A 26,225-nucleotide genomic window follows, 5' to 3' on the forward strand; every position below is an offset into this window, starting at 1 on the left:
TCTGGATCCCATCCTAAACAATCGTCCCAGTAATGTCACATTGATATTTGAGCTGTGACCTGTCCTCGGTATGTGATCCAGTTCCGCTTTTGAACTTTCCGACATACGGTCATTCCGCTTGCCATCTTCCGACGCAGCGCGTTCTTTTGCTGTGATTCAAGACAAGAAGTCCTGGGAAATTCCTACAATGCGTTCGCCTTTGTTCATGGCTATACCTTTCGCCCTCGCCGCGTCCTTCGTCCAGGCGCAGTCCTTACCAGAAGCCATGCAACAAGCGCTGGATGTCCATCCGGAAGTCCAGGCCGGCGTCAACAGCCGGTTGGCTGCGGACTATCAGTTGAAGGCTGCGAAGGGTGGGTACTTGCCGCGGGTCGACCTGCTGGGTGGTTATGGTCGTGAAGGCACCGATAGCGTGACGACGCGAGACGACGGCAACAATCACTTCGAAACCCTGAATCGCAGTGAATCAAGTTTGCGACTGACCCAAATGGTTTTTGACGGTTTTGCGACGTCCAGCGAAGTCGGGCGTCAACAAGCCACCGTCAACTCCCGTGCCTACTCGCTACTGAGTACTTCCGAGCGCACCGGGCTGACCGTGGCCCAGGTCTATCTCGACGTGCTGACCCGCCGCGAATTCGTGCGTCTGGCCGAGGAAAATCTCAAGAGTCACCAACGCATTTACGACCAAATCCAGCTGCGCACCCAGCGTGGCGTCGGCAGTGGTGCCGACCTCGATCAGGCCGAAGCGCGGATGGCCCAGGCGCGCAACAACCTGATCACCGAGCAGACCAACCTGGCTGACGCCGAAACCAACTACCTCTCTGCTGTTGGCCAGATGCCCGATCAACTGGAGCGCCCGGCGAGTTTCCTGGCGCTGATGCCGGCCAACCTGAATGAAGCCCGTGCGCAGATGCTGGAAAACAGCCCGATCCTGCGCTCGGCAGAATCCGATATCGCCGCTGCCGAGAAGCAGTACGACACGGCCAAGTCGACGTTCTACCCGCGCTTCGATGCTGAGTTGGGTCGCTCCGCGGACAACGATATTGATGGTCAGAACGGCCACAATAACGAATGGCAAGCCATGCTGCGCATGCGCTTCAACCTGTATTCCGGTGGCAGCAACAAGGCTGATCTGGAATCCAAATCCTATCTGTCGAACCAGGCGCTGGATATCCGCAACAACGCCCTGCGCCAATTGAACGAAGAGCTGGGCCTGGCCTGGAACGCCCTGAACAATGCCAACGCTCAGGTGCCGATCGCCCAGCAATACGTCGATCACAGCACCGCCGTGCGTATCGCTTACCAGCGTCAGTTCAGCCTCGGCGAGCGTACCCTGCTCGATTTGCTCGACAGTGAGAACGAACTGTTCACCTCTTCTCGCCGTCTGGCGGAGATCAAGAACATTCAGTTATTTACTCAGTACCGAATCAAGGCGACCATGGGCGAGTTGCTCAAGAGCCAGGGAGTGGTCGCACCATTGGCATCCGTTGTGCAGAACGACGTGAAGCCCAAGGTCCAATTGCCCGGTATGAATTGAGCAGGACCTTCGTTGTTCAATTGTTAGCCAAGAGTGCCGAGCGTGGAATCAGAAGTCAGTCGGGTTCAACTCATTCATGATCCGCGCGCGTTGCATGACGATCCGCTACTGGATGGTCTGCTCGCTCTTTGCATGCTGCACCAGAAACCTGCCAGCGCGGCAATGCTGACCACCGGCCTGCCGTTGTTCGAGCAGCGCTTGACTGTCGAGTTGCTGCCTCGTGCGGCCGCTCGCGCGGGGCTGCAAGGCCGGGTGCTGCAACGCAAGCTGGAGGATATTCCGGCGATTGCGATGCCGGCATTGTTGCTGCTCAAGGACGGTCGCAGTGCCGTCCTGCTCGGCTGGCAAGGCGAAGATCAGGTGCGGGTACTGCTCAGCGAAAGCGATGGCGGTGAGTCCCTGGTCAGCCGTGAGCTGCTGGTCGACGACTACACCGGCAAGGTCTTTTTCGCCCAGCCGCAGCACAAGTTCGACGTCAATCACGGCACGCTGATTCCGCGTGCGCGCTCGTGGTTCCGCGACACCCTCAAGCGTTCGCGCTGGTTGTACGCCGACGCCATCGCCGCCAGTTTTCTGATCAACATCATTGCCATGGCCGCGCCGTTGTTCGTGATGAACGTCTACGACCGCGTCGTGCCGAACCAGGCCGAAGCGACGCTCTGGGTGCTGGCACTCGGCATCACCGGCGCCTACCTCTTCGACCTGATCCTGAAAAGCCTGCGTAGCCTGTGCCTGGACCTGGCCGGCAAGAAAACCGACCTGATCATCTCGGCCACGCTGTTCGAGCGCATCGTCGGCATGGCCATGAAATACCGGCCGGCGCGGGTCGGCAGCTTTGCCCAGAACATCCATGAGTTCCAGAGCCTGCGGGACTTCCTTGCCTCGCTGACGCTGACCAGCCTGATCGACCTGCCGTTCACGATTCTGATTTTCATCGTCATCGCGATCCTTGGCGGGCATCTGGTATGGATACCGGTGCTGGCATTCCCGATCGCCTTGGCCATCGGCTACGCCTTGCAGAAACCCCTGGTGGCGACCATGGAGCGGACCATGGCGCTGGGGGCCGAGCGTCAGTCGAGCCTGATCGAAACCCTGGCCGGCCTGGATGCGGTAAAGGTCAACAACGCCGAAAGCGAACGCCAGTATCAGTGGGAGCAGACCATCGGCACCCTCAGTCGTCTTGAGTTGCGGGTGAAAATGCTCTCCGGCCTGGCGATGAATATCACCTTGCTGATCCAGCAACTGGCCGGGGTGATCATGATCGTCTTCGGCGTGTACCAGATCATCGACGGTCACCTGAGCATGGGCGGCCTGATTGCCTGCTACATGCTCAGTGGCCGTGCGCTCAGCCCGCTGGCGTCACTGTCCGGACTGCTGACCCGTTATCAGCAGGCACGGGTGACCATGACCTCGGTCGACCAGATGATGGAACTGCCCCAGGAGCGCAATTTCGAAGAACGTCCGCTCAGCCGCAAGGTGCTGCAGGGCGGTATTGAGTGCCGCCAGCTCAACTTCACCTACCCGCAACAGCAGAACCTGGCGCTGAAGAACATCAACCTGTCGATTCAACCTGGTGAGAAGGTCGGCATCATTGGTCGAAGCGGCTCGGGCAAGAGCTCACTGGCGAAACTGCTGGTGGGGCTGTATCAGCCGGATGATGGCTCGTTGTTGGTCGATGGTGTGGATATCCGCCAGATCGACGTCAGCGAGCTGCGCTACAACATCGGCTACGTGCCCCAGGACATTCAGTTGCTCGCCGGCACCTTGCGCGACAATCTTGTTTCCGGCGCGCGGTATGTCGAGGACGAACTGGTGCTGCAAGCCGCGGAACTGGCCGGCGTCCACGAGTATGCGCGCCTGCATCCGCAGGGCTACGAGCTGCAAGTCGGCGAGCGCGGGCAGAACCTCTCCGGCGGTCAACGGCAAAACGTTGCCCTGGCCCGTGCATTGTTGCTCAACCCGCCGATCCTGCTGCTCGACGAGCCGACCAGCGCCATGGACAACACCGGTGAAGAACGCCTCAAGCAGCGCCTGGCAGCGGTGATCGAAAACAAGACCATGGTGCTGGTGACGCACCGGGCATCGCTGTTATCGCTGGTGGATCGCCTGATCGTGATCGACCGCGGGCAGATACTCGCCGACGGCCCGAAAGCTGCGGTGATGGAAGCGTTGAAGAAGGGGCAGATCAGTGTTGCTTAAGTCGGGTAAGGATTCGATCCGTCGCTACTTCAAAGGCTCTGCTTCACTTCAGGGCCAGCCGCTGCCTGAGGTCAACAAGGCGCTTATCGAGGATGCGCCACGGGTGGTGCGGCTGACGATCTGGGCGATCATCGCGTTCTTTGTGTTCCTGATGCTCTGGGCCAATTTCGCGGTGATCGATGAGGTGACCAAGGGCGACGGCAAGGCGATTCCGTCGTCGAAGATCCAGAAAATCCAGAACCTTGAAGGCGGTATCGTTGCCGAACTGTTCGTCAAGGAAGGTCAGATCGTCGAAGCCGGCGCGCCACTGATTCGCCTGGACGACACGCGATTTGCTTCGAACGTCGGCGAAACCGAGGCCGATCGGTTGTCGATGCTGCTGCGGGTCGAACGCCTGAGCGCCGAGGTCGAAGATCGCCCGCTGAACTTCCCCGAGGATGTGCTCAAGGCCGTGCCGGGTCAGGCCAAGAGCGAAGAGTCGCTCTATGTAAGCCGCCGCCAACAGTTGCACGACGAGATTGGCGGCTTGCAAGAGCAACTGATCCAACGCCAGCAAGAGCTGCGCGAATTCACCTCCAAGCAGGCGCAGTATCGCCAGCAATTGGGCTTCCAGCGTCAGGAAATCAGCATGTCCGAGCCGTTGGTGGCCCAGGGCGCGGTATCGCCGGTGGAAGTCCTGCGCCTCAGGCGTGCGGAAGCGGAGACCCGTGGTCAGCTCGACGCCACCACCCTGGCCATTCCGCGTGCCGAATCGGCAATCAAGGAAGTGCAGCGCAAGGTCGATGAAACCCGTGGCAAGTTCCGTAGCGAAGCCCTGACCCAACTCAACGAAGCACGCACCGACCTGAACAAGGCCCAGGCCACCGGCAAGGCCCTGGAAGACCGGGTCAGCCGGACGCTGGTCACTTCGCCAGTGCGGGGTATCGTCAACAAGTTGCTGGTCAATACCATCGGCGGGGTTATCCAGCCGGGCAGCGACATGGTGGAAATCGTGCCACTGGACGACACCTTGCTGGTCGAGGCGAAGATCCGCCCGCAGGACATCGCGTTCCTGCATCCGGGGCAGGAAGCGACGGTGAAATTCACCGCCTATGACTACACCATCTACGGCGGGTTGAAGGCCAAGCTGGAGCAGATCGGCGCCGACACCATCACCGATGAAGACAAGAAGACCACTTATTACATCATCAAGCTGCGCACCGACCGCAGCCACTTGGGCACCGATGAAAAGCCGTTGCTGATCATTCCGGGGATGGTAGCTTCCGTGGACATCATCACCGGCAAGAAGACCGTCCTCAGCTACCTGCTCAAGCCGATCATCCGCGCGCGGGCCGAGGCGCTGCACGAGCGCTAGATCTTTAGTGGATTCACTGGCCCCATCGCGGGCAAGCCCGACTCCCACAGGTTTTTGTGTCAAACACATGATCGTGTTTCAACAAAGAACCTTGTGGGAGCCGGGCTTGCCCGCGATAGCATCCGCCAAAACACCACAATCCTGTCAGAAAGTGACAAATAACGTCACTCGACCATTCACTCAGTCCCTTCTCAATCGCCATATCGTTATTCATTAACGGTATTTAAATTTCAATTATTATATCTATAAAGTCAATCTCCTGCGTACCTGCCGACCAATCGGCGCGCCGCACGACACGAACTAACACGGGACCTCCGTGAGTTTCTGATCGACGCGCGCGCCTTTGAGCGTGCCGTGCGTGGGAGTGATTTATGTCTGCAGCCTCAGCTTCGCCAAGCATCGCGCCACAATTCTTTGAAGTCCGCCCGTTCAGCGGAGCGGTGGGCGCCGAGATCATCGGTCTCGACCTGTCCCGCCCGATCAATGATGACGATTTTTCCCGCATTCACCATGCGCATCTGGATCATCACGTGGTGGTGTTCCGCGACCAGCGTATAACCCCTGAGCAACAGATCGATTTCAGCCGCCGTTTTGGCGTATTGCAGATCCACGTGCTCAAGCAGTTCCTGCTGGCGGGGCATCCGGAAATCCTCATCGTTTCCAACATCGTCGAGAACGGCCAGAACATCGGCCTGGGCGATGCCGGCAAGTTCTGGCACTCCGATCTTTCTTATAAGGAGCTGCCGAGCCTGGGCTCGATGCTGCATGCCCAGGAGCTGCCGTCAGAAGGCGGCGACACATTGTTCGCCGACATGCACAAAGCCTGGGACAACCTGCCGCTCGCGTTGCGCAAAGCGGTGGAAGGTCGCTCGGCGGCGCACTCCTACACAGCGCGTTACAGCGAGACCAAATTCGAAGGTAACTGGCGCCCGACCCTGACCCCGGAGCAACTCGCTCAGGTCGCCGAAGTCGTCCACCCGGTCGTGCGCACTCACCCGGAAAACGGCCGCAAGGCGTTGTTCGTCAGCGAGGGGTTCACCACCCGCATCGTTGGTCTGCCGGAAGACGAGAGCCGCCAACTGCTGGCGGAACTGTTTGCCCACAGCGTGTTGCCGCAAAACATCTACCGCCATCAATGGCAGGCCCGCGACCTGGTGTTCTGGGACAACCGTTCGCTGATCCACCTCGCCGCCGGATGCCCCAGCCATCTGCGCCGCAAGCTGTTTCGCACCACCATCCAGGGCGATGCGCCTTTCTGATTTGTCGGAGATCTGATCATGTCCAAACGTCTTCCATTCGCACCGCTGGCCGCGGCCATCGGCCTGGGCTTCAGCCTGATCGCCGGCAGCCTGGTGGCGCCGACCGTGGCCCACGCCGAAGGTGAAATCCGCATTGCCGAACAGTTCGGCATCGTTTACTTGTTGCTCAATGTGGTGCGCGATCAGAACCTGATCGAGAAGTACGGCAAGCAGGAAGGTATCGACATCAAGGTCGACTGGACCCAGCTCTCCGGCGGTGCAGCGGTCAACGATGCGTTGCTGTCGGGCTCGATCGACATTGCCGGCGCCGGTGTCGGCCCGCTGCTGACCATCTGGGATCGCACCCACGGTAAGCAGAACGTCAAAGCCGTCGCCTCCCTGGGCAACTTTCCGTACTACCTGGTGAGCAATAATCCGAAGGTCAAAACCATCGCCGACTTCACCGAGAAGGACCGCATCGCCGTGCCGGCGGTAGGCGTGTCGGTGCAGTCGCGCTTCCTGCAATACGCGGCGGCCAAACAGTGGGGTGACAAGGAGTTCAATCGCCTCGACAAGTACACCATCGCTGTTCCGCACCCCGACGCGACAGCGGCGCTGGTGGCTGGTGGCACTGAGCTGAGCGGGCACTTTTCCAACCCGCCGTTCCAGGATCAGGAACTGGCCAATCCCAACGTGCACGTGGTGCTGAACACCTATGACCTGCTCGGTCCGAACTCGCCGACTGTGCTGTTCGCCACCGAGAAATTCCGCAATGAGAACCCGAAAACCTACAAGGCATTCATTGATGCACTGACCGAAGCAGCGCAATTCGCGCAGAACGACAAAGGCGCAGCGGCGGACACTTACATCCGCGTTACCAAGGCCAAAATCGACCGCGCCGCGTTGCTGAAAATCATCGACAACCCGCAGTTCGAATTCAGCGTCACGCCGAAAAACACTTACCCGTTGGCCGAGTTCCTCTACCGCGTCGGCGCGATCAAAAACAAACCGGATTCATGGAAGGACTACTTCTTCCAGGACGCCAAGCCGCTGCAAGGGAGCTGACCGAAATGAACGCCCCTTTGCAAGGCCACACGGTCAGCAAACCGATCGCGGCAGCCCAGGCGCTGCTGTCGGTCGATAACGTCAGCCTCGAATACCGCACGCCGCAGCGTGTGGTGCGGGCGACCCATCAAGTCAGTTTCGAGATCGACCCGGCGGACCGCTTTGTCCTGCTCGGGCCGTCCGGCTGTGGCAAGTCGACGTTGCTCAAGGCCGCCGCCGGCTTCATCCAGCCAGTGGAAGGCGAGATCCGTCTGCAAGGCCAGCGCGTCGATGCGCCGGGGCCGGACCGGATCGTGGTGTTCCAGGAGTTCGACCAACTGCCGCCTTGGAAAACCGTGAAGCAGAACGTGATGTTTCCGCTTCTGGCCTCGAAAACCCTCAGGCGCAGGGAGGCCGAAGAGCGGGCGCTGCACTATCTGGAAAAAGTCGGCCTGGCGGCGTTTGCCGATGCCTATCCGCACACTTTGTCCGGCGGCATGAAGGCGCGCGTTGCCATCGCCCGGGCGCTGGCGATGCAGCCGAAAATCCTGTTGATGGACGAACCCTTCGCCGCGCTTGATGCCCTGACTCGGCGCAAGATGCAGGAAGAATTGCTGTTGCTCTGGGAAGAAGTGCGTTTCACGCTGCTGTTCGTCACGCACTCTATCGAAGAGGCGCTGGTAGTGGGCAATCGCATTCTGTTGTTGTCACCGCATCCGGGGCGGGTGAGGGCGGAAGTCCACAGTCATCAATACGATTTGCACAGCCTCGGCGGTGTGGCGTTTCAGGAATCGGCACGGCGTATTCATCGGCTGTTGTTCGACGAAGGTGATGTGTCGAACGCCGAGCATGAACTGGATTTCGCCGACATCCGCATCGCTTATTGAGCCAGTTGAGAGGAGGGCCCGATGAGCCATTTATCATCCCAGCGTGAAGAGTTCGAAACGGTTTTGCAGCCACTGACCAGCGTGCCGCTGGAGCGCGAATTGCCGCTCGGCCAGCGCCTGTGGCAACAGGGCTGGCTGCGCAAAAGCCTGATCCTTGTTTTGCTCGCGGTCCTGTGGGAAACCGTTGCCCGATATCAGAACAATGACCTGCTGTTGCCGAGTTTTTTGCAGACCACTCACGCCTTGTACTACGGCCTGCTCAGCGGTGAATTGCTGGGCAAGGTGTGGATTTCCCTGGTTGTGTTGCTCAAGGGGTATCTGATCGGCATCGTCCTGGCGTTTGCCCTGACCACGCTGGCAGTGTCGACGCAATTGGGTCGCGATTTGCTCAGCACACTGACTTCAATGTTCAACCCCTTGCCGGCCATCGCCCTGCTGCCGCTGGCGCTGCTGTGGTTTGGACTGGGCCAGAACAGCCTGATTTTCGTTCTGGTGCATTCGGTGCTCTGGGCGCTGGCGCTGAACACCTACGCCGGCTTCCTCGGCGTCTCGGAAACCCTGCGCATGGCCGGGCGCAACTACGGCCTCAAGGGCATGCGTTTCGTACTGTTCATCCTGATCCCGGCGGCGCTGCCGTCGATCCTCGCGGGGCTGAAAATCGGTTGGGCGTTTGCCTGGCGCACGTTGATTGCGGCTGAGTTGGTGTTTGGGGCTACCAGCGGTAAAGGTGGGTTGGGCTGGTACATCTTTCAGAATCGCAATGAACTGTATACGGATAAGGTGTTTGCCGGGTTGGCGGTGGTGATTTTGATTGGGTTGTTGGTGGAGAATCTGGTGTTTGATTCGTTGGAGCGGGTGACGGTTAGGCGGTGGGGGATGGTGCGGTAGGTTACGACCTCAGGAGCTGCGAACAAGGGAGACGACGGGACGTAACCACCACATTTTTTTGATCTCCCCTTCGGTTGCGCTGATGGGTAGTGTTGGCATTTTTCTTTTTCCGTGCAGTAGGGGGCGATGATAAGGATCTATCGTCGCTTTTAATCTGGGCATTTCATTAAGTATTCCAACTTGCGAGTGTGCGGTGCTAATCATTGGTTGTGAGGTTGGAATGCTGGAGATAGCAGCTTCTGCATCAATGTTTTTGATGGCTGATGACGGTGGTCTAGATGTGGTGATAAGTTCGCCGACTGGGTTTTGTATTTTTGGGGGTGCGACACTACGTTCAGTGGCTAGTTTGGTGGCTTTTAGCGATGGGCTTTTTACAATAACGCTGAGCCGCTTTAGCTGTAAGGCATTTGGATTTTTAACAATGACGCTCGCCCTTTGCTTAAGAAAGCGCTGAAGTAGGATTCCCCACGCAATACATATACGCATTCAACCCACCCTGCCCAAACGGACTCCAGCTGTCCGGACTGTGAAAACGCATCAATCTCGGGTTGTAGGCGCGGTAGCCGTTGCCCAGCAAATACCAACCGATACTCGCTTCACGTAACTGGCCATTGAACCCCAGCCGTGTCTCGACTCTCTGCTGCGCTGACTGCTCGCCGTAAGCGGAGTAGCCGATGGTTTTGGTCTGGCCATCGACGATTTCGCCAATGATCGATTGGCTGCGGTCGGTTGCCAGCAGCACGACGCGTTGCCGGCTGCGGTTGTGTTGATCATCAGGTTTGGCTTGGCTCATACCGGGTTCTTCGCGGGAGTGAAGCAGGCCATGAGTTTTACTTGCTTGAGCCAGGCTTGAGAACTATCAGAACTGATAGTGGTGTGAGTTGTTTCTATGGGCTGGCGCGAATGGATGTGGTGACGATTCCACCGCTTTCGCGAGCAGGCTCGCTCCTACATTGGTTCTTTGTCGTACACAAATTTTGCGACCACCTCGGATCCCCTGTGGGAGCCTGCTCGCGATGAGGCCGGTACTGCCAGCACAACATTCCGAGGTTGTTTGCTAGCATTGCGTCTTAATCAACTCAGATCAGCCACGAGTGCTCGCGATGCAACTCCCAGACATGAACCTGTTGGTCGCCCTCGACGCCTTGCTCGACGAAGGCAGTGTGGTGGGCGCGGCGCGGCGGATGAACCTGAGCCCGGCGGCGATGAGTCGGACATTGACGCGCATCCGCGAAGCCATTGGCGATCCGATCCTGGTGCGTGCCGGTCGTGGCCTGGTGCCGACCCCCAAGGCGCTGGAATTGCGCGAGCAGGTGCGCAGCGTGGTGGAGCAGGCCGGGTTGCTGTTTCGTTCGGCCGATGCGGTGGAGCTGAGTTCGCTGCGGCGGCGGTTCAGTATTCGGGCTAACGACTTCTTTGTCGGCGTCTACGGCGGCAAGCTGTTCGACACCCTCGACCGGCAGGCGCCGCACTGCGAATTGCGTTTCGTCCCGGAAGGCGATGGCGATGATGAGGCGTTGCGCGAAGGGCGGATCGATTTGAGCATCAGTAACACCCGGCCGCTGACGCCGGAAGTGAAAGTCCAGAACCTGTTTTCCACGCACTTTGTCGGCCTGGTGCGCGAGGATCATCCGCTGTTGGACGATGAGATCACGGCGGAGCGTTACGCGGGGTTCTCGCACATCAGCATGTCCCGGCGCGGCATTGCCCGGGGGCCGATCGATACCGCGCTCAATGCCCTGGGGCTGGAGCGGCGGGTGGCGGTGATCGCGCCGAGCTTTCATGCGGCGATGTTCGCCTTGCCCGATTCCGACCTGATTCTGCCGGTGCCCAAGGAAGCCTTGCTGAGTGTGCGACGGCTCGGACTGAAGCTGCGCTCGTTCGACCTGCCGATCCCGTTGCCGACCTTGATGCTGACCCAAGCCTGGCATCCACGTTTCGACAAGGATCCGGCCCACCGCTGGCTGCGTGAAACGCTGAAATCCTGCTGCGATGAAACGTGGCTGGCTGCGCAGCCGGACTGAGGTCAAGCGCAATTTCCTTCTGTGGGAGCGGGCTTGCTCACGAAGGCGTTGGGTCAGTCGGTATCAATGTTGAATGATAAACCGCATTCGCGAGCAAGCCCGCTCCCACAGGGTTTTATACTGTTGCGTCAGACGCACTTATAACCTGTCAATAAGTTGATTTTCGTCAGGCATCACGCTTCCTAGAATGCTTCGGTCTTTCCACGCCGGAGCTTGCAGTACATGACTTCCCTCACGGCCCCGGCACCTGTCGCCGCGACCGGCCCAACAGCTTCACCACAGGTATTCGGCGCTCGAATCATCATCGGCCTGCTTGGCATATTGCTGGCGGTGCTGGTGTCGGGCCTGAACGAGATGGTGACCAAAGTCGCCCTGGCCGACATCCGCGGTGCGTTGGCCATCGGCTACGACGAAGGCACCTGGCTGGTCGCCTGTTACACCGCGACGTCGGTGGCGGCCATGGCGTTCGCGCCCTGGTGTGCGGTGACGTTTTCGTTGCGGCGTTTCACCCTGTGGGCCATCAGCCTGTTCACCCTGCTGGGTGTGCTGTGCCCCTTCGCCCCGAATTACGAAAGCCTGTTGTTACTGCGCACCTTGCAAGGCCTCGCGGGCGGTGCATTGCCACCCATGCTGATGACCGTGGCCCTGCGGTTTCTGCCCGCCAACGTGAAGTTGTATGGCCTGGCCGGTTATGCCCTGACGGCGACGTTCGGCCCGGGCCTGGGCACGCCGTTGGCCGGGTTGTGGACCGAGTATGTCGGCTGGCAATGGACCTTCTGGCAAATCATCGCGCCGTGCCTGATCGCCATGGCCGCGGTGGCGTATGGCTTACCCCAGGATCCCCTGCGTCTGGAGCGCTTCAAGTCCTTCAACTGGCGAGGTGTACTGCTGGGTTTTCCCGCCATTTGCATGCTGGTGATCGGCATCTTGCAGGGCAATCGCCTGGACTGGTTCGAGTCCAGCCTGATCTGCGGATTTCTCGGTGGCGGGCTGTTGTTGTTGGTGCTGTTTTTGGTCGGCGAGTGGTCGCAGCCAATGCCGTTTTTCAAGATGCAGATGCTCGGGATCCGGAACCTGTCTTTCGCCCTGCTGACCCTGGCGGGCGTGCTGGTGGTGTTGCAGGCGGTGATCATTATTCCGTCCGGTTACCTGGCGCAGGTCCAGGGTTATCGCCCGGTGCAGACTGCGCCGATCATGCTGCTGGCGGCGCTGCCGCAATTGATTGCGCTGCCGTTAGTGGCGGCGCTGTGCAACTTTCGCTGGGTCGATTGCCGCTGGGTGTTGGGCATCGGCTTGAGCATGCTGGCGCTGTCGTGCGTCGGCGGCTCGCAACTGACGTCCGTGTGGATTCGCGACGATTTCTATGCGCTGCAATGGCTGCAGATTTTCGGTCAGCCCATGGCGGTGTTGCCGCTGCTGATGCTGTCAACTGGCAGCATCAACCCGATGGAAGGGCCGTTTGCATCGGCCTGGTTCAACACGGTCAAAGGCCTGTCGGCGGTCATCGCCACCGGGGTGATCGAGGCGTTGACCACGGCACGCCTGCATTTTCACTCGACCATGCTGGTCGACCGCCTCGGCAACTCGCCGCTGGCCGAGCAAGACAGCGCAAGCCTCGCTCATCGTCTGCATGAGCAAGCGGTGGTGCTCACGTCCTCTGATCTTTACCTGTGCATGGCCGGTATCGCCGTGACCTTGATCCTGCTGATTTTCTGGCTGCCGACGCGGATTTTTCCGCCACGCGCACCGACCTGAATGCTCCACTGATACAGAAGGTTTTTATGAACACTCAAGCAAAGCAGAAAGTCACGGTTGCCGTGGTCGCCGCATTGGTCGTCGGCGTGTTGCTGTACCTGGCAATGCCCGGCCTGTTCGGCAAGCGTACCCAGCAGAACACCAACGATGCCTATGTCTCGGCGGATTTCACCCTGGTCGTGCCGCGCGTTGCCGGGTTTATCAAGCAAGTGCTGGTCGAGGACAACCAGCAGGTCAAGGCCGGGCAGTTGCTGGCGCTGATCGATGACCGGGATCTACGCGCCGCCGCCGAGGCCGCCGATGCCGAAACGCTGGTGACCAGGGCGCAACTGCAAAACGCCCGGGCGACCCTTGAACGCCAGGCGTCGGTGATTGCCCAGGCGCAATCCTCAGTAGTTTCGGCCAAGGCAGAAATGGCCTTTGCCGAGCATGAATTGAACCGCTACAACCACCTCGCCGGGGTGGGCGCCGGCACGGTGCAAAATGCGCAACAGGCGCAAACGCGCATCGACCAGGCCTCCGCACGGCTGGCCAATGCCACGGCGGTACTGGCGGCGGAACGCAAGCAGGTGGAGATCCTCACGGCCCAGCGCGATGCAGCCGAAGGTGGCCTGAAACGGGCGCAGGCGAAGCTGGAAATGGCCAGCTACGAGTTGTCCTATACGAGGATCGTCGCGCCTCAGGACGGCATGGTCGGCGAACGTGCGGTGCGGGTCGGCGCCTACGTCACCCCGGGCAGCAAAATCCTCGCGGTGGTGCCGCTGGCGCAGGCATACGTGATGGCCAATTTCCAGGAAACCCAACTGACGGATGTGCAGCCGGGGCAGGCTGTGCAAGTGCGCGTCGACAGCCTGGGTGGTGCGGCATTGAGCGGTCGCGTCGAAAGCATTGCCCCGGCCACCGGGGTGACGTTCGCTGCGGTCAAACCGGACAACGCCACCGGCAACTTCACCAAGGTGGTGCAGCGGATACCGGTGAAGATCGTGCTGGAGCCGGGACAGTCGCTGGCCGAGCGCTTGCGGGTGGGGATGTCGGTGGAGGCGAGTATTGATACTGTCAGCGCCGCTTCGAGGGAGGTGGCCAAGCGATGAAAACCTCCGTTGAGCGACCTGGCGCCTTCGCGGGCAAGCCCGCTCCCACAGGGGAATGCGGTCAACTGTGGGAGCGGGCTTGCCCGCGAAGAGGCCTGTGGCAGCCACTCACCTTCAGTGCCTTGCTCGTCATGAGTCTCAGCGCCTGCTCCGTCGGCCCGGACTTCCACAAACCAGAGGCAAAGCCAATCGCCGAATGGTCGAAACCATCAAAGGCAGCCGCCAGCCAGGCGATTACCGAAACAATGGACGAGCGCTGGTGGGAGGTGTTCCACGACCCCAAACTCTCAGCCCTGAGCCAGCGCGCCCTGACCGACAACCTCGACCTGAAGCTGGCCAGCAGCCGCTTGCAGCAAAGTCGTGCAGTGCGTCAGGTCATCACCGCCGAGCGCTACCCCAGCACGGCTGCCAGCGGTCGTTACGGACGCAACCGCAACAGCGGCGAAGGCTTGAACGACCCGTCAGGACACAACGGCCAATCGGCCTTCAACCTGTGGGATGCCGGCTTTTCCGCCTCCTGGGAGCTGGATTTCTGGGGCCGCGTGCGGCGGGAAACCGAAGCGGCCGACGCCAACCTGGAAGTCGCCGAGAACGACCGACGCGATGTGCTGCTGTCGGTGCTGGCCGACACCGCCCAAGGCTACATTCAACTGCGCGGTGTGCAGAACACCCGGCTCGTCACCGAACAGAATCTCGACGTTGCCCGCCATAGCCTGAAGCTCTCGCAATTGCGTCTGGCCGACGGCGTCGCGACGGATCTGGATGTCGCCGAAGCCGCCGCTCAAGTGGCGGCCATCGAATCGCGCCTGCCCGCACTGGAGCAGCGCCAGTGGCAACTGATCAACGCCTTGAGTCTGTTGATGGGTGAACCGCCCCAGGCATTGGCGGCGGAGTTATCCACAGACGCACCGGTGCCACAAACGCCGCGTCAGGTCGCCATTGGCTTGCCCTCGCAACTGGCTGCACGTCGGCCGGACATTCGTCAGGCCGAAGCGCGGCTGCATGCCGCCACTGCCAGCATTGGCGTGGCCAAGGGCGATTTTTATCCGCGAATCACCCTGTCGGGGAACATCGGTTCCCAGGCCATGCAACTGAGCGATTTCGGCTCCTGGGGTTCGCGTTCGTTCGGGATCGGCCCGCAGTTCAGCTTGCCGTTGTTCGACGGCGGCCGCTTGCGTGGCGTGCTTGAATTGCGCGAAGCACAACAACAGGAAGCCGCTATCGCCTATCAGCAAACCGTGCTGCGCGCCTGGCATGAAATCGATGACCAGTTGACCGCCTATAACGCCAGTCAGTTGCGCCGCGACAGCCTGGCCGAAGCCGTACGCCAGAACCGCGTTGCGCTGGACACCGCGCAACAACAGTACGTTGAGGGTGTGGTGGATTTCGTCACCGTACTCACCGTGCAAGGGGCGTTGCTGGCGACGCAGGAACAGTGGGTCGAAAGCTCGACCGGTGTGTCGCTGGCAGTCGTCGGTTTGTACAAGGCGTTGGGTGGCGGATGGCAGTCAGTGTATCCCGTGGCAGAGACGGCGCACTTCGAGCCGGCCGAATGACTATGGGGCGTATCTGTCCGGCATTACCTGGCAATGAGCGGCGTCATCGCATCCTTCAGGTTTTCGACGACAAATCCGCCATGCCCTTGAGCAACTCGATTGGTAGTGGAAAGACGATGGTCGAGCTCTTGTCGCCAGCAATCGAACTCAGGGTCTGCATGTAGCGCAGCTGCATGGCCCCCGGTTGGCGGCCAAGCATTTCGGCGGCCTGCATGAGCTTTTCCGAGGCCTGCAATTCACCCTCGGCGTGGATCACCTTGGCTCGCCGTTCCCGTTCGGCTTCGGCCTGTTTGGCGATGGCGCGGATCATCGATTCGTTGAGGTCCACGTGCTTGATCTCGACGTTCGCGACCTTGATGCCCCAGGCGTCGGTCTGGGCGTCGAGTACTTGCTGGATATCCAGGTTCAAGCGTTCGCGTTCGGCCAGCAGTTCGTCCAGTTCGTGTTTACCCAGCACCGCCCGCAGCGTGGTTTGCGCCAACTGGCTGGTGGCGGCCAGGAAGTCCTCGACCTGGATGATTGCCTTCTGCGGATCGAGTACGCGGAAATACAGCACCGCATTGACCTTGACCGACACGTTGTCGCGGGTGATCACGTCTTGCGGCGGAACGTCCAGCACCACGGTGCGCAAATCGACCCGGACCATCTGCTGGACCACCGGAATCAGCAGGATCAGGCCGGGGCCCTTGACCTGCCAGAAGCGCCCGAGCTGGAACACCACGCCGCGCTCGTATTCGCGCAGGATGCGGAACGTCGACCCCGCCAGTGCGATGATCAACAATAGCAGCGCGACAAGACCCAATTGCAAACCCATGACTATTCTCCGCCCGGCGCCGCGTCAGCCGCGGCCACTTGCAGCAGCAAGCCCTTGCGCCCCACCACCCGCACCTGTTGCCCGGGTTGCAGCGGCGTCGCGCTGAGCACTTGCCATCGTTCTCCTTGCAGATGAACCCAGCCGCCACAGGCGTTGCCGAGCTGCACTGACGTGACCGGCGTTTCGCTGCCGACCAGCCCGGCATCACCGCTAACCGTGTGCCGCGGTCGGGTCTTCAGGGCGTGAAACACCAGGTAGATCAGCAACAGCGCGCTGATCAGTCCGAGGCCGATCATCAGTGGCACGGGCACATCGGTATTGGTCAGGATCACCGCACCGATCACGAACATCACGATGCCGCCCAGGCCGATCACACCGTAATTGGGCAGGGCCGCCTCGGCGATCAGGAACGCGATGCCGAAGGTGATCAGCCAGATCCCGACGGGGTTGGGCACCAGCACCACAACCGTGTCGGCAGCACAGGCCCATCCGCTCAACGCCAACAGCAACGCAACGGCACAGCAACGCGTGTTCACTTGACCCTCCGGGAGAGTCGTGGAGTGGCTCTGAGTACAGTTTAGTTGAGCCTTGGCCTGTATGAATTTTGCTCAATTGTCGTCGGCGGCCGATGGGCGGATTTCCCGCCGGATCGCGCTGACGGGCCTAGACTTTTACTACGCAAGCAAAACTTTAACCATCGTCCGCCGGCGGTCATGGCGGACACCGAGGTGCATCATGCGTATGGCAAGAACCGTGCAGCGAAGCCTGGAAAAGGCTCAATGCGAATATGACATCGTCAGCCACCCACACTCGGCCAGCAGCCTTGAAACGGCGCGGGTCGCAGGTATTCCTGCCGAACGGGTGGCCAAATCGGTGATCCTCGACGATCACCATGGGCATTACCTGATGGCCGTGCTGCCCGCCAGCCGTCACCTTGACCTGAGCAAAGTCCGCAGCAGCGGTGAGTGGCAGGTTTCCCGCGAAAGCAACCTGGCGCACCTGTTCGATGATTGCGAACGCGGTGCTGTACCGGCGCTGGGTGAGTCCTATGGGTTGGAGGTGGTCATCGATCCGCTGCTGACCCGGCAGAAAGACATCTATCTGGAGGCCGGCAACCACGTCAACCTGGTGCGCATGGACATGCCCGAGTTTCTGAAAATGGTGCCGCATGCCGAGGTGCGGGAGTTGAGTCATTGAGTTTTGCGCCGTCAATGCTGCGGTCATCGCGGGCTTGCCCGTGATGACCGCGTAGCGGTCCCTTAATCGGTCACAGGAGCCAGGCATGGAAAACCCAACCCACAACCTCCCTTCGCTGTTCAAACAACTCGGCCTGCCGGACGACGCCGAAAGCATCGATAAATTCATCGCCACCCATTCACCGCTCAAACCGGAACTGCACCTTGCGGATGCATTTTTCTGGAGCCCGAGTCAGGCGGATCTTCTGCGTGAGGAGATACTCGATGACGCGGATTGGGCTGAGGTAGTGGATCAACTGGATGTGATGTTGAGGAAGGGGCGGGGGGTGTAAAAAACTGATAGGCGGTGCTCAACCGAGGTTGCTCTGATTACAATAACTGACCAGAATTAAGACCTTATTTGAGGTCTTAATTATGCAAAGTGTTTTGGCTGATATGGCTGTCAGCGTTTCTGAACTAAAGAAAAACCCCTCTGCCGTTTTGAATGGCGCCCATGGAGGGCCCGTCGCAGTGCTCAATCACAATCGCGTCATGGGCTACATGGTTCCTGCCGATGTGTTCGAAGCCATGATGGAGCGCCTGGATGATTTGGAGTTGGCGGAAATCGTGCGTTCTCGTCGTCATGAAACGCCGATCCCGGTAACGCTGGATGACTTATAAGCTCGAATTTCTGCCGTCTGCACGCAAAGAATGGGACAAGCTGGGGCACACGCTGCGTGAGCAATTCAAAAAGAAATTGGCAGAGCGGCTCGAAATGCCTCGAATCCCTTCCGACTCACTCCATGGCATGCCCGACTGCTACAAAATCAAGTTGAAGTCATCGGGATATCGACTCGTCTACGAGGTGATAGATGAGCGCGTCGTCGTTTCTGTCGTTGCAGTAGGAAAGCGCGAACGCAGTCAGGTGTATGAGCGCGCCAGGAAACGTTGATGGCACTTGGCAGGTAGCTGTTACGTATTTGTTTCAAAACTTGACGGAAAATCCCCTCCAATGCCATATTGATAGTTAGCAAACTAACAGTGTGTGTTTTCCCTCGTGCCGAACAACCTCGACCTTCTCCAGATGAACATCAGCAGTGCCATGGTGGTGGCCGCCAGGCATTGGCGGAAGATCTGCCAGACCACGCTGGTCAACTATGGAATCTCCGAAGCCTGCGCTGTTCCGCTGTTGATGATCGGGCGGCTGGGCGAGGGCGTGCGCCAGGTGACGGTGGCTCAAGCGGCAGGGATGGAGAGCCCGTCGCTGGTGCGCCTGCTCGATCAGTTGTGCCATGCCGGTTACGTCTGCCGGACCGAAGACACGCAGGACCGCCGCGCCAAATGCCTGAGCCTGACCGAAACCGGTCGGGAGCTGGTGCAGGCGGTCGAAGTGGAGCTGGTGCGCTTGCGCCACGAAGTCCTTGAAGGCATTGACCAGAGTGATCTGGAGGCTACGCTACGGGTACTGAGAGCATTTGAAGCGGCCACGCCGCCATCGGTGGCCAGCTCTTGAACGGATTCTTCTCAGGCATGCCCCCGGCGCGGGACTGGTTCTACGGAGTCCGCACCTTCGCCGCATCGATGATCGCGCTGTACATTGCCCTGCTCATGCAAATGCCGCGTCCGTACTGGGCGATGGCCACGGTGTACATCGTTTCCAGTCCGTTTCTCGGCCCTACCAGTTCCAAGGCGTTGTACCGGGCGGTTGGCACCTTTATCGGCGCTGCGGCGGCGGTTCTGTTCGTGCCGATGTTCGTGCAGAGCCCCTACGTGCTGGTGGTGGTGATTGCGCTGTGGACCGGGACGCTGCTGTTTCTGTCCCTGCATTTGCGCACGGCCAACAACTACGCCTTGATGCTCGCCGGATACACCTTGCCGTTGATTGCCCTGCCGGTGGTGAACAACCCGCTGGGGGTGTGGGACGTGGCCGAAGCGCGGACCGAAGAAATCTTTCTCGGCATCGCCGTGGCAGCGGTGGTCGGTGCGATGTTCTGGCCCCGGCGCCTGGCGCCAGTGTTCAATGATTCGGTGAGCAAATGGTTTACCGATGCATCGACCTACAGCCTGCGTTTCCTTAGCCGCAACGTGCAGCCTGAAGAGGTCAGTGCGTTGCGCGCATCGATGGTTGTCACGTTCAACTCCCTGGAGTTGATGATCGGTCAGTTGCCCCACGAAGGCTCGCGTCCGCAGACAGTGCGCAACACCAAGGAATTGCGCGGACGGATGATTCACCTGCTGCCAGTGATCGATGCCCTCGACGACGCGCTTTACGCCCTGGAACGGCGCACCCCGGAGCTTGTGGACAAGTTCGCACCCTTGCTGGCCGCCACCTCCGAATGGCTCGAACACAAGGATGCCAATCTCGCCCGCTGGCAAGCCCTGAAGGATCAACTTGAGGCCCTGCAACCGGCTCCTGAAGCGCTGGATGACCGCAAGCAACTGCTGTTCTCCAACGCCATTTACCGTCTCGGCGAGTGGATCGATTTGTGGCAGGACTGCCGCAGCCTGCAAAACGCCATCCAGTGCGAAAGCCAGGACAGCTGGCGCGCGGTGTATCGGCACTGGCGGCTGGGTCGGCTGACGCCGTTTCTGGATCGCGGCCTGATGTTTTATTCCGCGGCGTCCACCGTCACCGCGATTATCGTCGCCTCGGTGCTGTGGATTCTGCTCGGCTGGACCGATGGCGGCAGCGCGGTGATCCTGGCGGCGGTGGCGTGCAGTTTCTTCGCCTCGATGGACGATCCGGCACCGCAGATTTACCGGTTCTTTTTCTGGACAGCGATGTCGGTGGTGTTCGCCAGCCTTTATCTGTTTCTGGTGCTGCCCAACCTGCATGACTTTCCGATGCTGGTGCTGGCGTTTGCCGTGCCGTTCATTTGCGTCGGCACCCTGACGGTCAAGCCGCAGTTTTACCTGGGCATGTTGCTGACTCTGGTCAACACCTCGTCTTTCATCAGCATTCAGGGCGCTTACGACGCGGACTTCCTCAGTTTTGCCAACTCCAACCTGGCCGGTCCCACGGGGCTGCTGTTCGCGTTCATCTGGACCCTGATCGCCCGGCCGTTCGGTGCCGAACTGGCGGCCAAGCGCCTGACCCGTTTCAGTTGGCGTGACATTGTCAGCCTCGCCGAGCCGGCCACGTTGTCCGAGCATCGGCTGCTGGGCTTACGGATGCTCGATCGGTTGATGCAGCATCTGCCGCGCCTGGCCATGACCGGCCAGGACTCCGGCGTGGCGCTGCGGGAAGTGCGGGTGGCGCTGAATCTGTTGGACCTGCTCGCTTATACGCCGCGGGTCCTTGGTGTGCCGCAGGTGCTGCTGCGCCAGGTGGTGACCGAGGTGGGCGAGTACTTCAAGGCCTGCCTCAAGGCCGGTGAGCGCTTGCAGGCACCGAGCCCGTTGCTGATGACCCTCGACCGCACGCGTCGCGCCCTCAGCGGTGCCGGCGATGATGAAACCCGTCGGCATCTGCTGCACGCCCTGAGCGGCCTGCGCCTGGCACTGTTGCCCGGCGTCGAGTTCGTCGGTTCCGCCGAGCCCGAAGAACCGCTTCCCCATGGCATTGATGGAGCGCCTTTATGATCGGTGACCTGGATCTGAGCGGGGTATTCCTGCCCACACTGCTGGTGCTGATGGGCATTACGTATGTGTTGTACCTGTTGGTGCACGGGGTGCTGACGCGCCTGCACTTTTACCGTCTGGTCTGGCACCGGGCATTGTTCAACGTGGCCCTCTACGCCTTGCTGCTTGGCGCCGTGGATTCACTCAGTCGATACCTGATGACATGAAAAAACCGTTTCTAACCCTGGGTCGCGTGGTGTTGACCCTGCTGATCGTGAGTTTCGCCGTTGTCGTGGTCTGGCGCATGGTGATGTATTACATGTTCGCGCCCTGGACCCGCGACGGACACATCCGTGCCGACATCGTGCAAATCGCGCCGGATGTCTCCGGGCTGATCCAGCAAGTGGAGGTGCGCGACAACCAGTTGGTCAAGCGTGGCCAGGTGCTGTTCAGCATCGATCCGGACCGCTTCAAGCTGGCCCTGCGCCAGGCGAAAGCGGCAGTCGCCGACCGCGAAGAAACCCTGGCCCAGGCCCAGCGTGAGGCCAGGCGGAACAAGGGCCTGGGCAACCTGGTGCCGGGTGAGCAACTGGAAGAAAGCCAGTCGAAAGTGGCCCGCGCCCAAGTGGCCTTGATGGAAGCCCAGGTGGCGGTGGACAGCGCGCAGCTCAACCTCGACCGCTCGGTGATCCGCAGCCCGGTGGACGGCTACGTCAACGACCGCGCGCCTCGGGCCCAGGAGTTCGTCAGCGCCGGGCGTCCGGTGTTGTCGGTGGTCGACAGCAACTCGTTCCATATCGATGGTTATTTCGAAGAAACCAAACTGAACGGCATTCATATCGGCCAAAGCGTCGACATCCGGGTGATCGGCGACAATGCGCGCCTGCGCGGACATGTGGAGAGCATCGTCGCCGGTATCGAAGACCGCGACCGCACCAGCGGCAACAACCTGCTGCCCAACGTCAACCCGGCCTTCAGCTGGGTGCGGCTGGCCCAGCGGATTCCGGTACGGATCGCCTTCGATGACGTGCCGGAAGATTTCCGCATGATCGCCGGGCGCACCGCCACGGTATCGATCATCGACGATCAGAAGCGGGAGCCGGCGCAATGAGCAAGGCCTCGGGTTTGGCGGTCGCCGGGTTAGGCTTGCTGCTGTCGGCGTGTCAGATGGTCGGGCCGGATTATCATTTGCCTGAAGAAGCGGCTGTCCATCGTCCAGACTTGCAGGGCGATCTGGCGGTCGACGGTAAAACCGTGGTGTCCGCGCCGGTGCCGGCCGATTGGTGGCGCCTGTACAAGGACCCGCGACTCGACCAGCTGGTGCAACAGGCCATGGCTTCCAACACCGATTTGCGGGTGGCGGCGGCCAGTCTGTCGCGGTCTCGTGCGCAGGTTGATGAGGCCGAAGCCGCAGGCGGCTGGAGCGGCGGCGTGCAGATGGGCGCCCAGCGCTTGCAGGAGTCCGGCCAGGCCTTCCTGCTGCCGGAAAAAGTGCCGGTGGCCAACATCGGCGATATCGGCATCAGCGCGTCGTACCAGTTCGACCTGTTTGGCACCTTGCAGCGCGGTATCGAAGCGGCCAAGGCCAATGCCGATGCGACGCAGGCCGCCGCCGATACTGCACGCATTACCGTGGTGGCCGACGTGGTTCGGGCCTACACCCAAGTGTGCGCGGCCAATGAAGAGCGGGAAATTGCCCAGCACTCCCTCGACCTGCAAGCCCAGAGCACTACGCTGATCCAGCGCCTGCGCGATGCCGGGCGTGGCGATGAAACCCAGGTCACCCGTTCGCAAACCCAACTCAAATCCCTGCGCGCTGACATGCCGCGTTATGAGGCGGCGCGTCAGGCCGGGTTGTACCGCTTGTCGATGTTGCTGGCCAAGCCGGTGGACCAACTGCCGGCCGGCACCGCCACCTGCGACGAGCTGCCAAAAATCGCGCAACTGATTCCGGTGGGCGATGGCGCCGCGTTGCTCAAGCGTCGTCCCGATGTACGGCAGGCCGAGCGGCGACTGGCGGCCGCGACGGCCGGTATTGGCGTCGCCACGGGCGAGCTGTACCCGAACATCAGCATCGGCGCGACCATCGGTACCGTCGGTATCCTGGACGATCTCGGCGATCCGTCGACCAACCGCTGGGGCTTCGGTCCGTCGCTGACCTGGAACGTGCCGACCAACGGCGCCCGGGCGCGCATCCGCGAAGCCGAAGCGGTGACCCAGGCGACCCTGGCGCATTTCGACGGGGTGGTGCTCAACGCCATTCGCGAGACCCAGACCGGTCTGGCCCAGTACACGGCATTGCTGCAACGCCGCGATGCACTGGCCGATGCCGAGCAGTCGGCAAAACTGGCAGCCGACCAGACCCACCGCTTCTTCCAGGCCGGCCGCGCCTCGTTCCTGGCGGACCTGCAAGCCACCCGCACCTACATTGACGTCACGGCGCAACTGGCGGCCGCGAACACCCAGGTTGCCGCCAGCCAGATCGATTTGTTCCTCGCCTTGGGCGGCGGCTGGGAAAGCGGACGAACGCAAGCGTCGAACTCCGGCAAACCCTGAGGCCGTTGCTATGCTTTGAAGTGTTGGGGGGCGCCTCGTGCAAAGCGCCCTTTCTACGCACAAGGCTCGCGCAGGTCAGGGGGAAACCAATAATGAAAAACCCTTATGCTCTCGGCTTCTGGTGCGCCATCGTGGCGTTGGTGCTGCTGTCGGCCACCTATTTCTACGGCATCATGCTGGCCCACCAGATCGACAAGGCTCTGGCGTTCCTCGACAGTGCCGCCGCGCTGATTGCCGTGATTTCCATTGCGGTGGTGGCTTGGGCCTCGGTCCAGAACCAGCGCATCAAGAAAAGACAACTCGAACAAGGCAAGACCCTGGTCCTGATCTGGGACACCAAGGTGGCGCTGCGTCGTGTCGAAACCGTGTTCGACCGCTATTTCTGGGGCAGTTACTGGCAACCGGGGCGCACGTTTCAGGAAGTCATGGGCGAATTGACCGGCACGCCGCTGGAAAAAAGCCTCGAGAGCCTGAAAAAACAGTGCCTGGCGCTGGACCGGCAAGTGGCTGACGACGGTCGGCACTGGCTCAGCAATGCCCGGGAGCTGGCGGATGTCGCCACGGCCATGGCCCGCGAACGCTATCAACTGGACGTCTGCGACCCGCGCGCGGAAGTGACGGGCGGGGCGGTGATCAACCGCGACTTCGAAGTGCTGGTGTACACCTGGACTGCGCGGCTAAAAAGCTTTGATCATCAGCTGGATGAGATCGAGGTCCAGTATTCCTGATTCTGTGTTGGCAAGGCTGACGCCTTCGCGAGCAAGCCCGCTCCCACAGGAGTACGCATTCCAATGTGGGAGCGGGCTTGCTCGCGAAGGCGATTGTATAGGCGCAAAGAATCCCCAGCCCAGCGAACACCCCCCCAAGACACTCTTTCACCTTCAATCATTGCGCCGTTCGTCGCGCCTGATGCTAATCTCCATACCACTTTCAGCACAGTCGAGCCGCAACCCGTCATGGGTTCAGGGAAGACGACCTCTCTTTCAACAACGGACATTGAACGGGTCATACATGAATAAATCAGCAGGCGTGCTTCTGGGAATTGTTGTCGCAATCGGTGCCATCAGCGCAGGCGGAGCCTGGTTTACCGGCACCAAAATCGAAGGTGTGCTGAACACCTCGATTGCCGATGCCAACAAGGAATTGCAGGCAGCGATGGTCGGTTCCAACGGCATCGCGTCGCTGGAACTGGTGTCACTGGAGCGTCATGCATTCAGCAGCACCGCGCACTATCGCCTGAAGGGCGAAGGCGAAATGTTCGGCGAAGCGCCGGTCGAGTTGCTGTTTGTCGATCACATCGAACACGGCCCGTTGCCGTTCTCGCGCCTGATGTCGCTGAAATGGCTGCCGGTCCTGGCGACCAGTCACTACGAGCTGGAAAAGACCCCGTTCACCGAGAAGTGGTTTGCCGCCGCCAAGGACAAGTCCCCGCTGACCGGCGTGGTCAATATCGGCTATGACAACGCTACCAATGGCACCTTCGAGTTGCAGCCGCTGGAAATGGCCCTGGATGACAAGTCGAGCATGAAATTCTCCGGCTTGAGCATGGACGTCGACGCCAGCGCCAAGGCGCAGAAGGTCAAGGCCAATGGCTACATGGACAGCCTGAAGGTGACCACCGTTTCCGAAGACCAGGCACCGGTGCAGGTTGAGTTGAACGGTCTGACCCTGGCCAGCAACCTGACCAAAAGTACCTACGGTTTCTACACCGGCGAGAACGTCGTTGAGCTGGCCAGTGGCAAATCGACCTTCGGCGTCAAACAGTCGGTGCTGGACTTCAAGAAATTCGAAATGAAGAACCTGACTGAAGAAAAGGGCAGCAACGTCTCCGGGCGCGCCGATTACAAGGTCGGCGACGTGTCCTTCAACGGCAAGACCATCGGTTCCGGTGCGCTGGCCATGAGCCTGAAGAACCTCGACATTCCGGCCACCCTGTCATTGATGCAGGTTTACCAGAGCAAACTGCAGCCGTATGAAAGGGCGGCAGCCGAAGCGACGGCGGCCGGCCTGCCGGTGCCAGAGCTGAAACTGACCGAAGCCGAAGAGGCGCTGCTCAAGTCCAGCCTGGAAAAACTGCTGGCGGCCGGACCACAAGTGGCCCTGGAAAACCTGTCGTTCAACACCGCCAACGGTGAGAGCCGCGCCAATATGGTGCTCGACCTGACCAAGCCACAGACCATCGATCTGCCGACCGATCAGTTGGTCAGGCAGCTGATCGCGCTGCTGGACTTCAAGCTGAAAGTGTCCAAAGCCATGCTGGTCGATGTGCTCACCGTGCAATCGCAAATCGACGGTCAGACCGACGCCAAGCTGATTGCCGACCAGGCCACCGCCACCGCAGACATGTTCAGCAGCATGGCGGTCGGCAGCCAACTGGCAAAACTGGACGGCAATAACATCGTCACCAACTTGCGTTACGCCAACAATCAGGTGGACTTCAACGGCCAGAAAATGACCGTCGAAGAGTTTGCCAGTTTTGTGATGAGCAAGTTCGCCGATGCCGGTGCCACCGAATAACAGCGGCTGTTAACCCTGCAACGCCCGGC

General features: G+C 60.5%; 26 protein-coding genes. 22 read left to right on the forward strand and 4 right to left on the reverse strand.

Going from position 1 to position 26,225, the window contains the following annotated elements; genetic code table 11:
• Window positions 1–187: 187 nt before the first annotated feature.
• From AC3IX1_RS00635 to AC3IX1_RS00665, 7 genes are all read left to right on the forward strand, one after another.
• Entirely contained in the window at window positions 188–1,537 is a 1,350-nt protein-coding gene (locus AC3IX1_RS00635; RefSeq protein WP_489386728.1) for a TolC family outer membrane protein, read from the forward strand.
• 42 nt (window positions 1,538–1,579) lie between these two features.
• Entirely contained in the window at window positions 1,580–3,736 is a 2,157-nt protein-coding gene (locus AC3IX1_RS00640; protein ID WP_489386729.1) for a type I secretion system permease/ATPase, read from the forward strand.
• Entirely contained in the window at window positions 3,726–5,090 is a 1,365-nt protein-coding gene (locus AC3IX1_RS00645) for an HlyD family type I secretion periplasmic adaptor subunit (protein WP_489386730.1), read from the forward strand. Before AC3IX1_RS00640 ends, AC3IX1_RS00645 begins: the two co-directional genes overlap by 11 nt.
• 371 nt (window positions 5,091–5,461) lie before the next feature.
• Window positions 5,462–6,349 (forward strand): TauD/TfdA dioxygenase family protein, encoded by an 888-nt coding sequence (locus tag AC3IX1_RS00650; protein WP_489386731.1) that lies wholly within the window; start codon window positions 5,462–5,464, stop codon window positions 6,347–6,349.
• A gap of 18 nt (window positions 6,350–6,367) precedes the next feature.
• Window positions 6,368–7,393: an ABC transporter substrate-binding protein gene (locus AC3IX1_RS00655; protein WP_489386732.1), complete on the forward strand. Its 1,026-nt coding sequence runs from the start codon at window positions 6,368–6,370 to the stop codon at window positions 7,391–7,393.
• A gap of 5 nt (window positions 7,394–7,398) precedes the next feature.
• Window positions 7,399–8,259, forward strand: coding sequence for an ABC transporter ATP-binding protein (locus AC3IX1_RS00660; RefSeq protein WP_489386733.1), 861 nt, complete (start codon window positions 7,399–7,401; stop codon window positions 8,257–8,259).
• Window positions 8,260–8,280: 21 nt separating this feature from the next.
• Window positions 8,281–9,147, forward strand: coding sequence for an ABC transporter permease (locus tag AC3IX1_RS00665; protein ID WP_489386734.1), 867 nt, complete (start codon window positions 8,281–8,283; stop codon window positions 9,145–9,147).
• Window positions 9,148–9,156: 9 nt separating this feature from the next.
• Here AC3IX1_RS00665 and AC3IX1_RS00670 read toward each other — a convergent pair whose 3' ends face one another.
• Window positions 9,157–9,633: a hypothetical protein gene (locus AC3IX1_RS00670; protein ID WP_489386735.1), complete on the reverse strand. Its 477-nt coding sequence runs from the start codon at window positions 9,631–9,633 to the stop codon at window positions 9,157–9,159.
• Window positions 9,587–9,940, reverse strand: coding sequence for an RHS repeat-associated core domain-containing protein (locus AC3IX1_RS00675; protein WP_489386736.1), 354 nt, complete (start codon window positions 9,938–9,940; stop codon window positions 9,587–9,589). The genes AC3IX1_RS00670 and AC3IX1_RS00675 overlap by 47 nt, the downstream gene beginning before the upstream one ends.
• A 310-nt stretch (window positions 9,941–10,250) precedes the next feature.
• On the opposite strand from AC3IX1_RS00675, the gene AC3IX1_RS00680 reads away from it, so the two are divergent.
• From AC3IX1_RS00680 to AC3IX1_RS00695, 4 genes are all read left to right on the forward strand, one after another.
• Entirely contained in the window at window positions 10,251–11,171 is a 921-nt protein-coding gene (locus AC3IX1_RS00680) for a LysR family transcriptional regulator (RefSeq protein WP_489386737.1), read from the forward strand.
• A 222-nt stretch (window positions 11,172–11,393) separates the two neighbouring features.
• The gene (locus AC3IX1_RS00685) at window positions 11,394–12,926 is read left to right on the forward strand and encodes an MFS transporter (RefSeq protein WP_489386738.1); all 1,533 of its coding nucleotides are present in this window, start codon (window positions 11,394–11,396) and stop codon (window positions 12,924–12,926) included.
• 26 nt (window positions 12,927–12,952) lie between these two features.
• Window positions 12,953–14,017 (forward strand): HlyD family secretion protein, encoded by a 1,065-nt coding sequence (locus tag AC3IX1_RS00690; RefSeq protein WP_489386739.1) that lies wholly within the window; start codon window positions 12,953–12,955, stop codon window positions 14,015–14,017.
• Window positions 14,014–15,573 (forward strand): efflux transporter outer membrane subunit, encoded by a 1,560-nt coding sequence (locus AC3IX1_RS00695; protein WP_489386740.1) that lies wholly within the window; start codon window positions 14,014–14,016, stop codon window positions 15,571–15,573. Before AC3IX1_RS00690 ends, AC3IX1_RS00695 begins: the two co-directional genes overlap by 4 nt.
• Window positions 15,574–15,628: 55 nt before the next feature.
• Here the strand turns inward: AC3IX1_RS00695 and AC3IX1_RS00700 are convergent, their stop codons facing one another.
• Together AC3IX1_RS00700 and AC3IX1_RS00705 are read right to left on the reverse strand one after the other, a co-directional pair.
• Window positions 15,629–16,387, reverse strand: coding sequence for a slipin family protein (locus tag AC3IX1_RS00700; RefSeq protein ID WP_489386741.1), 759 nt, complete (start codon window positions 16,385–16,387; stop codon window positions 15,629–15,631).
• A 2-nt stretch (window positions 16,388–16,389) separates the two neighbouring features.
• Window positions 16,390–16,923: an NfeD family protein gene (locus AC3IX1_RS00705; RefSeq protein WP_489386742.1), complete on the reverse strand. Its 534-nt coding sequence runs from the start codon at window positions 16,921–16,923 to the stop codon at window positions 16,390–16,392.
• 199 nt (window positions 16,924–17,122) lie between these two features.
• Between AC3IX1_RS00705 and AC3IX1_RS00710 the strand changes: the two genes are divergently transcribed.
• The 11 genes from AC3IX1_RS00710 to AC3IX1_RS00760 all read left to right on the forward strand — a co-directional run bounded on the left by AC3IX1_RS00710 (window position 17,123) and on the right by AC3IX1_RS00760 (window position 26,196).
• Entirely contained in the window at window positions 17,123–17,584 is a 462-nt protein-coding gene (locus tag AC3IX1_RS00710) for an aminoacyl-tRNA deacylase (protein WP_007975646.1), read from the forward strand.
• Window positions 17,585–17,669: 85 nt separating this feature from the next.
• Window positions 17,670–17,915 (forward strand): DUF2789 domain-containing protein, encoded by a 246-nt coding sequence (locus AC3IX1_RS00715; protein WP_347909993.1) that lies wholly within the window; start codon window positions 17,670–17,672, stop codon window positions 17,913–17,915.
• 82 nt (window positions 17,916–17,997) lie between these two features.
• Window positions 17,998–18,243 carry a type II toxin-antitoxin system prevent-host-death family antitoxin gene (locus AC3IX1_RS00720; protein WP_046040690.1) on the forward strand — a complete coding sequence of 82 codons (246 nt, stop codon included), beginning with the start codon at window positions 17,998–18,000 and terminating at the stop codon, window positions 18,241–18,243.
• Window positions 18,233–18,514, forward strand: coding sequence for a type II toxin-antitoxin system RelE family toxin (locus AC3IX1_RS00725; RefSeq protein WP_489386743.1), 282 nt, complete (start codon window positions 18,233–18,235; stop codon window positions 18,512–18,514). Before AC3IX1_RS00720 ends, AC3IX1_RS00725 begins: the two co-directional genes overlap by 11 nt.
• A 132-nt stretch (window positions 18,515–18,646) precedes the next feature.
• On the forward strand, window positions 18,647–19,075 hold the full coding sequence (locus tag AC3IX1_RS00730; RefSeq protein WP_489386744.1) for a MarR family winged helix-turn-helix transcriptional regulator: 429 nt from the start codon (window positions 18,647–18,649) through the stop codon (window positions 19,073–19,075).
• Entirely contained in the window at window positions 19,072–21,144 is a 2,073-nt protein-coding gene (locus tag AC3IX1_RS00735; RefSeq protein ID WP_489386745.1) for an FUSC family protein, read from the forward strand. Before AC3IX1_RS00730 ends, AC3IX1_RS00735 begins: the two co-directional genes overlap by 4 nt.
• The gene (locus AC3IX1_RS00740) at window positions 21,141–21,350 is read left to right on the forward strand and encodes a DUF1656 domain-containing protein (protein ID WP_007987399.1); all 210 of its coding nucleotides are present in this window, start codon (window positions 21,141–21,143) and stop codon (window positions 21,348–21,350) included. Before AC3IX1_RS00735 ends, AC3IX1_RS00740 begins: the two co-directional genes overlap by 4 nt.
• On the forward strand, window positions 21,347–22,234 hold the full coding sequence (locus tag AC3IX1_RS00745) for an efflux RND transporter periplasmic adaptor subunit (protein WP_489271670.1): 888 nt from the start codon (window positions 21,347–21,349) through the stop codon (window positions 22,232–22,234). Before AC3IX1_RS00740 ends, AC3IX1_RS00745 begins: the two co-directional genes overlap by 4 nt.
• On the forward strand, window positions 22,231–23,679 hold the full coding sequence (locus AC3IX1_RS00750; RefSeq protein ID WP_489386746.1) for an efflux transporter outer membrane subunit: 1,449 nt from the start codon (window positions 22,231–22,233) through the stop codon (window positions 23,677–23,679). Before AC3IX1_RS00745 ends, AC3IX1_RS00750 begins: the two co-directional genes overlap by 4 nt.
• 92 nt (window positions 23,680–23,771) lie before the next feature.
• On the forward strand, window positions 23,772–24,407 hold the full coding sequence (locus AC3IX1_RS00755; RefSeq protein ID WP_489386747.1) for an NADH:ubiquinone oxidoreductase subunit N: 636 nt from the start codon (window positions 23,772–23,774) through the stop codon (window positions 24,405–24,407).
• Window positions 24,408–24,690: 283 nt separating this feature from the next.
• Window positions 24,691–26,196 (forward strand): YdgA family protein, encoded by a 1,506-nt coding sequence (locus AC3IX1_RS00760; RefSeq protein WP_489386748.1) that lies wholly within the window; start codon window positions 24,691–24,693, stop codon window positions 26,194–26,196.
• The last annotated feature ends 29 nt before the right edge of the window (window positions 26,197–26,225 follow it).

It is taken from the genome of Pseudomonas sp. KH_046_2 (genome assembly GCF_057838985.1).

Excerpts from the sequence above, each read along its gene's own strand:
- AC3IX1_RS00635 (WP_489386728.1), top strand. The coding sequence starts at position 188 with ATGCGTTCGCCTTTGTTCATGGCTATACCTTTCGCCCTCGCCGCGTCC.
- AC3IX1_RS00650 (WP_489386731.1), top strand. The coding sequence starts at position 5,462 with ATGTCTGCAGCCTCAGCTTCGCCAAGCATCGCGCCACAATTCTTTGAA.
- AC3IX1_RS00655 (WP_489386732.1), top strand. The coding sequence starts at position 6,368 with ATGTCCAAACGTCTTCCATTCGCACCGCTGGCCGCGGCCATCGGCCTG.
- AC3IX1_RS00660 (WP_489386733.1), top strand. The coding sequence starts at position 7,399 with ATGAACGCCCCTTTGCAAGGCCACACGGTCAGCAAACCGATCGCGGCA.
- AC3IX1_RS00665 (WP_489386734.1), top strand. The coding sequence starts at position 8,281 with ATGAGCCATTTATCATCCCAGCGTGAAGAGTTCGAAACGGTTTTGCAG.
- AC3IX1_RS00670 (WP_489386735.1), bottom strand. The coding sequence starts at position 9,633 with ATGCGTATATGTATTGCGTGGGGAATCCTACTTCAGCGCTTTCTTAAG.
- AC3IX1_RS00675 (WP_489386736.1), bottom strand. The coding sequence starts at position 9,940 with ATGAGCCAAGCCAAACCTGATGATCAACACAACCGCAGCCGGCAACGC.
- AC3IX1_RS00680 (WP_489386737.1), top strand. The coding sequence starts at position 10,251 with ATGCAACTCCCAGACATGAACCTGTTGGTCGCCCTCGACGCCTTGCTC.
- AC3IX1_RS00685 (WP_489386738.1), top strand. The coding sequence starts at position 11,394 with ATGACTTCCCTCACGGCCCCGGCACCTGTCGCCGCGACCGGCCCAACA.
- AC3IX1_RS00690 (WP_489386739.1), top strand. The coding sequence starts at position 12,953 with ATGAACACTCAAGCAAAGCAGAAAGTCACGGTTGCCGTGGTCGCCGCA.
- AC3IX1_RS00695 (WP_489386740.1), top strand. The coding sequence starts at position 14,014 with ATGAAAACCTCCGTTGAGCGACCTGGCGCCTTCGCGGGCAAGCCCGCT.
- AC3IX1_RS00700 (WP_489386741.1), bottom strand. The coding sequence starts at position 16,387 with ATGGGTTTGCAATTGGGTCTTGTCGCGCTGCTATTGTTGATCATCGCA.
- AC3IX1_RS00710 (WP_007975646.1), top strand. The coding sequence starts at position 17,123 with ATGCGTATGGCAAGAACCGTGCAGCGAAGCCTGGAAAAGGCTCAATGC.
- AC3IX1_RS00715 (WP_347909993.1), top strand. The coding sequence starts at position 17,670 with ATGGAAAACCCAACCCACAACCTCCCTTCGCTGTTCAAACAACTCGGC.
- AC3IX1_RS00720 (WP_046040690.1), top strand. The coding sequence starts at position 17,998 with ATGCAAAGTGTTTTGGCTGATATGGCTGTCAGCGTTTCTGAACTAAAG.
- AC3IX1_RS00725 (WP_489386743.1), top strand. The coding sequence starts at position 18,233 with ATGACTTATAAGCTCGAATTTCTGCCGTCTGCACGCAAAGAATGGGAC.
- AC3IX1_RS00730 (WP_489386744.1), top strand. The coding sequence starts at position 18,647 with ATGAACATCAGCAGTGCCATGGTGGTGGCCGCCAGGCATTGGCGGAAG.
- AC3IX1_RS00740 (WP_007987399.1), top strand. The coding sequence starts at position 21,141 with ATGATCGGTGACCTGGATCTGAGCGGGGTATTCCTGCCCACACTGCTG.
- AC3IX1_RS00745 (WP_489271670.1), top strand. The coding sequence starts at position 21,347 with ATGAAAAAACCGTTTCTAACCCTGGGTCGCGTGGTGTTGACCCTGCTG.
- AC3IX1_RS00750 (WP_489386746.1), top strand. The coding sequence starts at position 22,231 with ATGAGCAAGGCCTCGGGTTTGGCGGTCGCCGGGTTAGGCTTGCTGCTG.
- AC3IX1_RS00755 (WP_489386747.1), top strand. The coding sequence starts at position 23,772 with ATGAAAAACCCTTATGCTCTCGGCTTCTGGTGCGCCATCGTGGCGTTG.
- AC3IX1_RS00760 (WP_489386748.1), top strand. The coding sequence starts at position 24,691 with ATGAATAAATCAGCAGGCGTGCTTCTGGGAATTGTTGTCGCAATCGGT.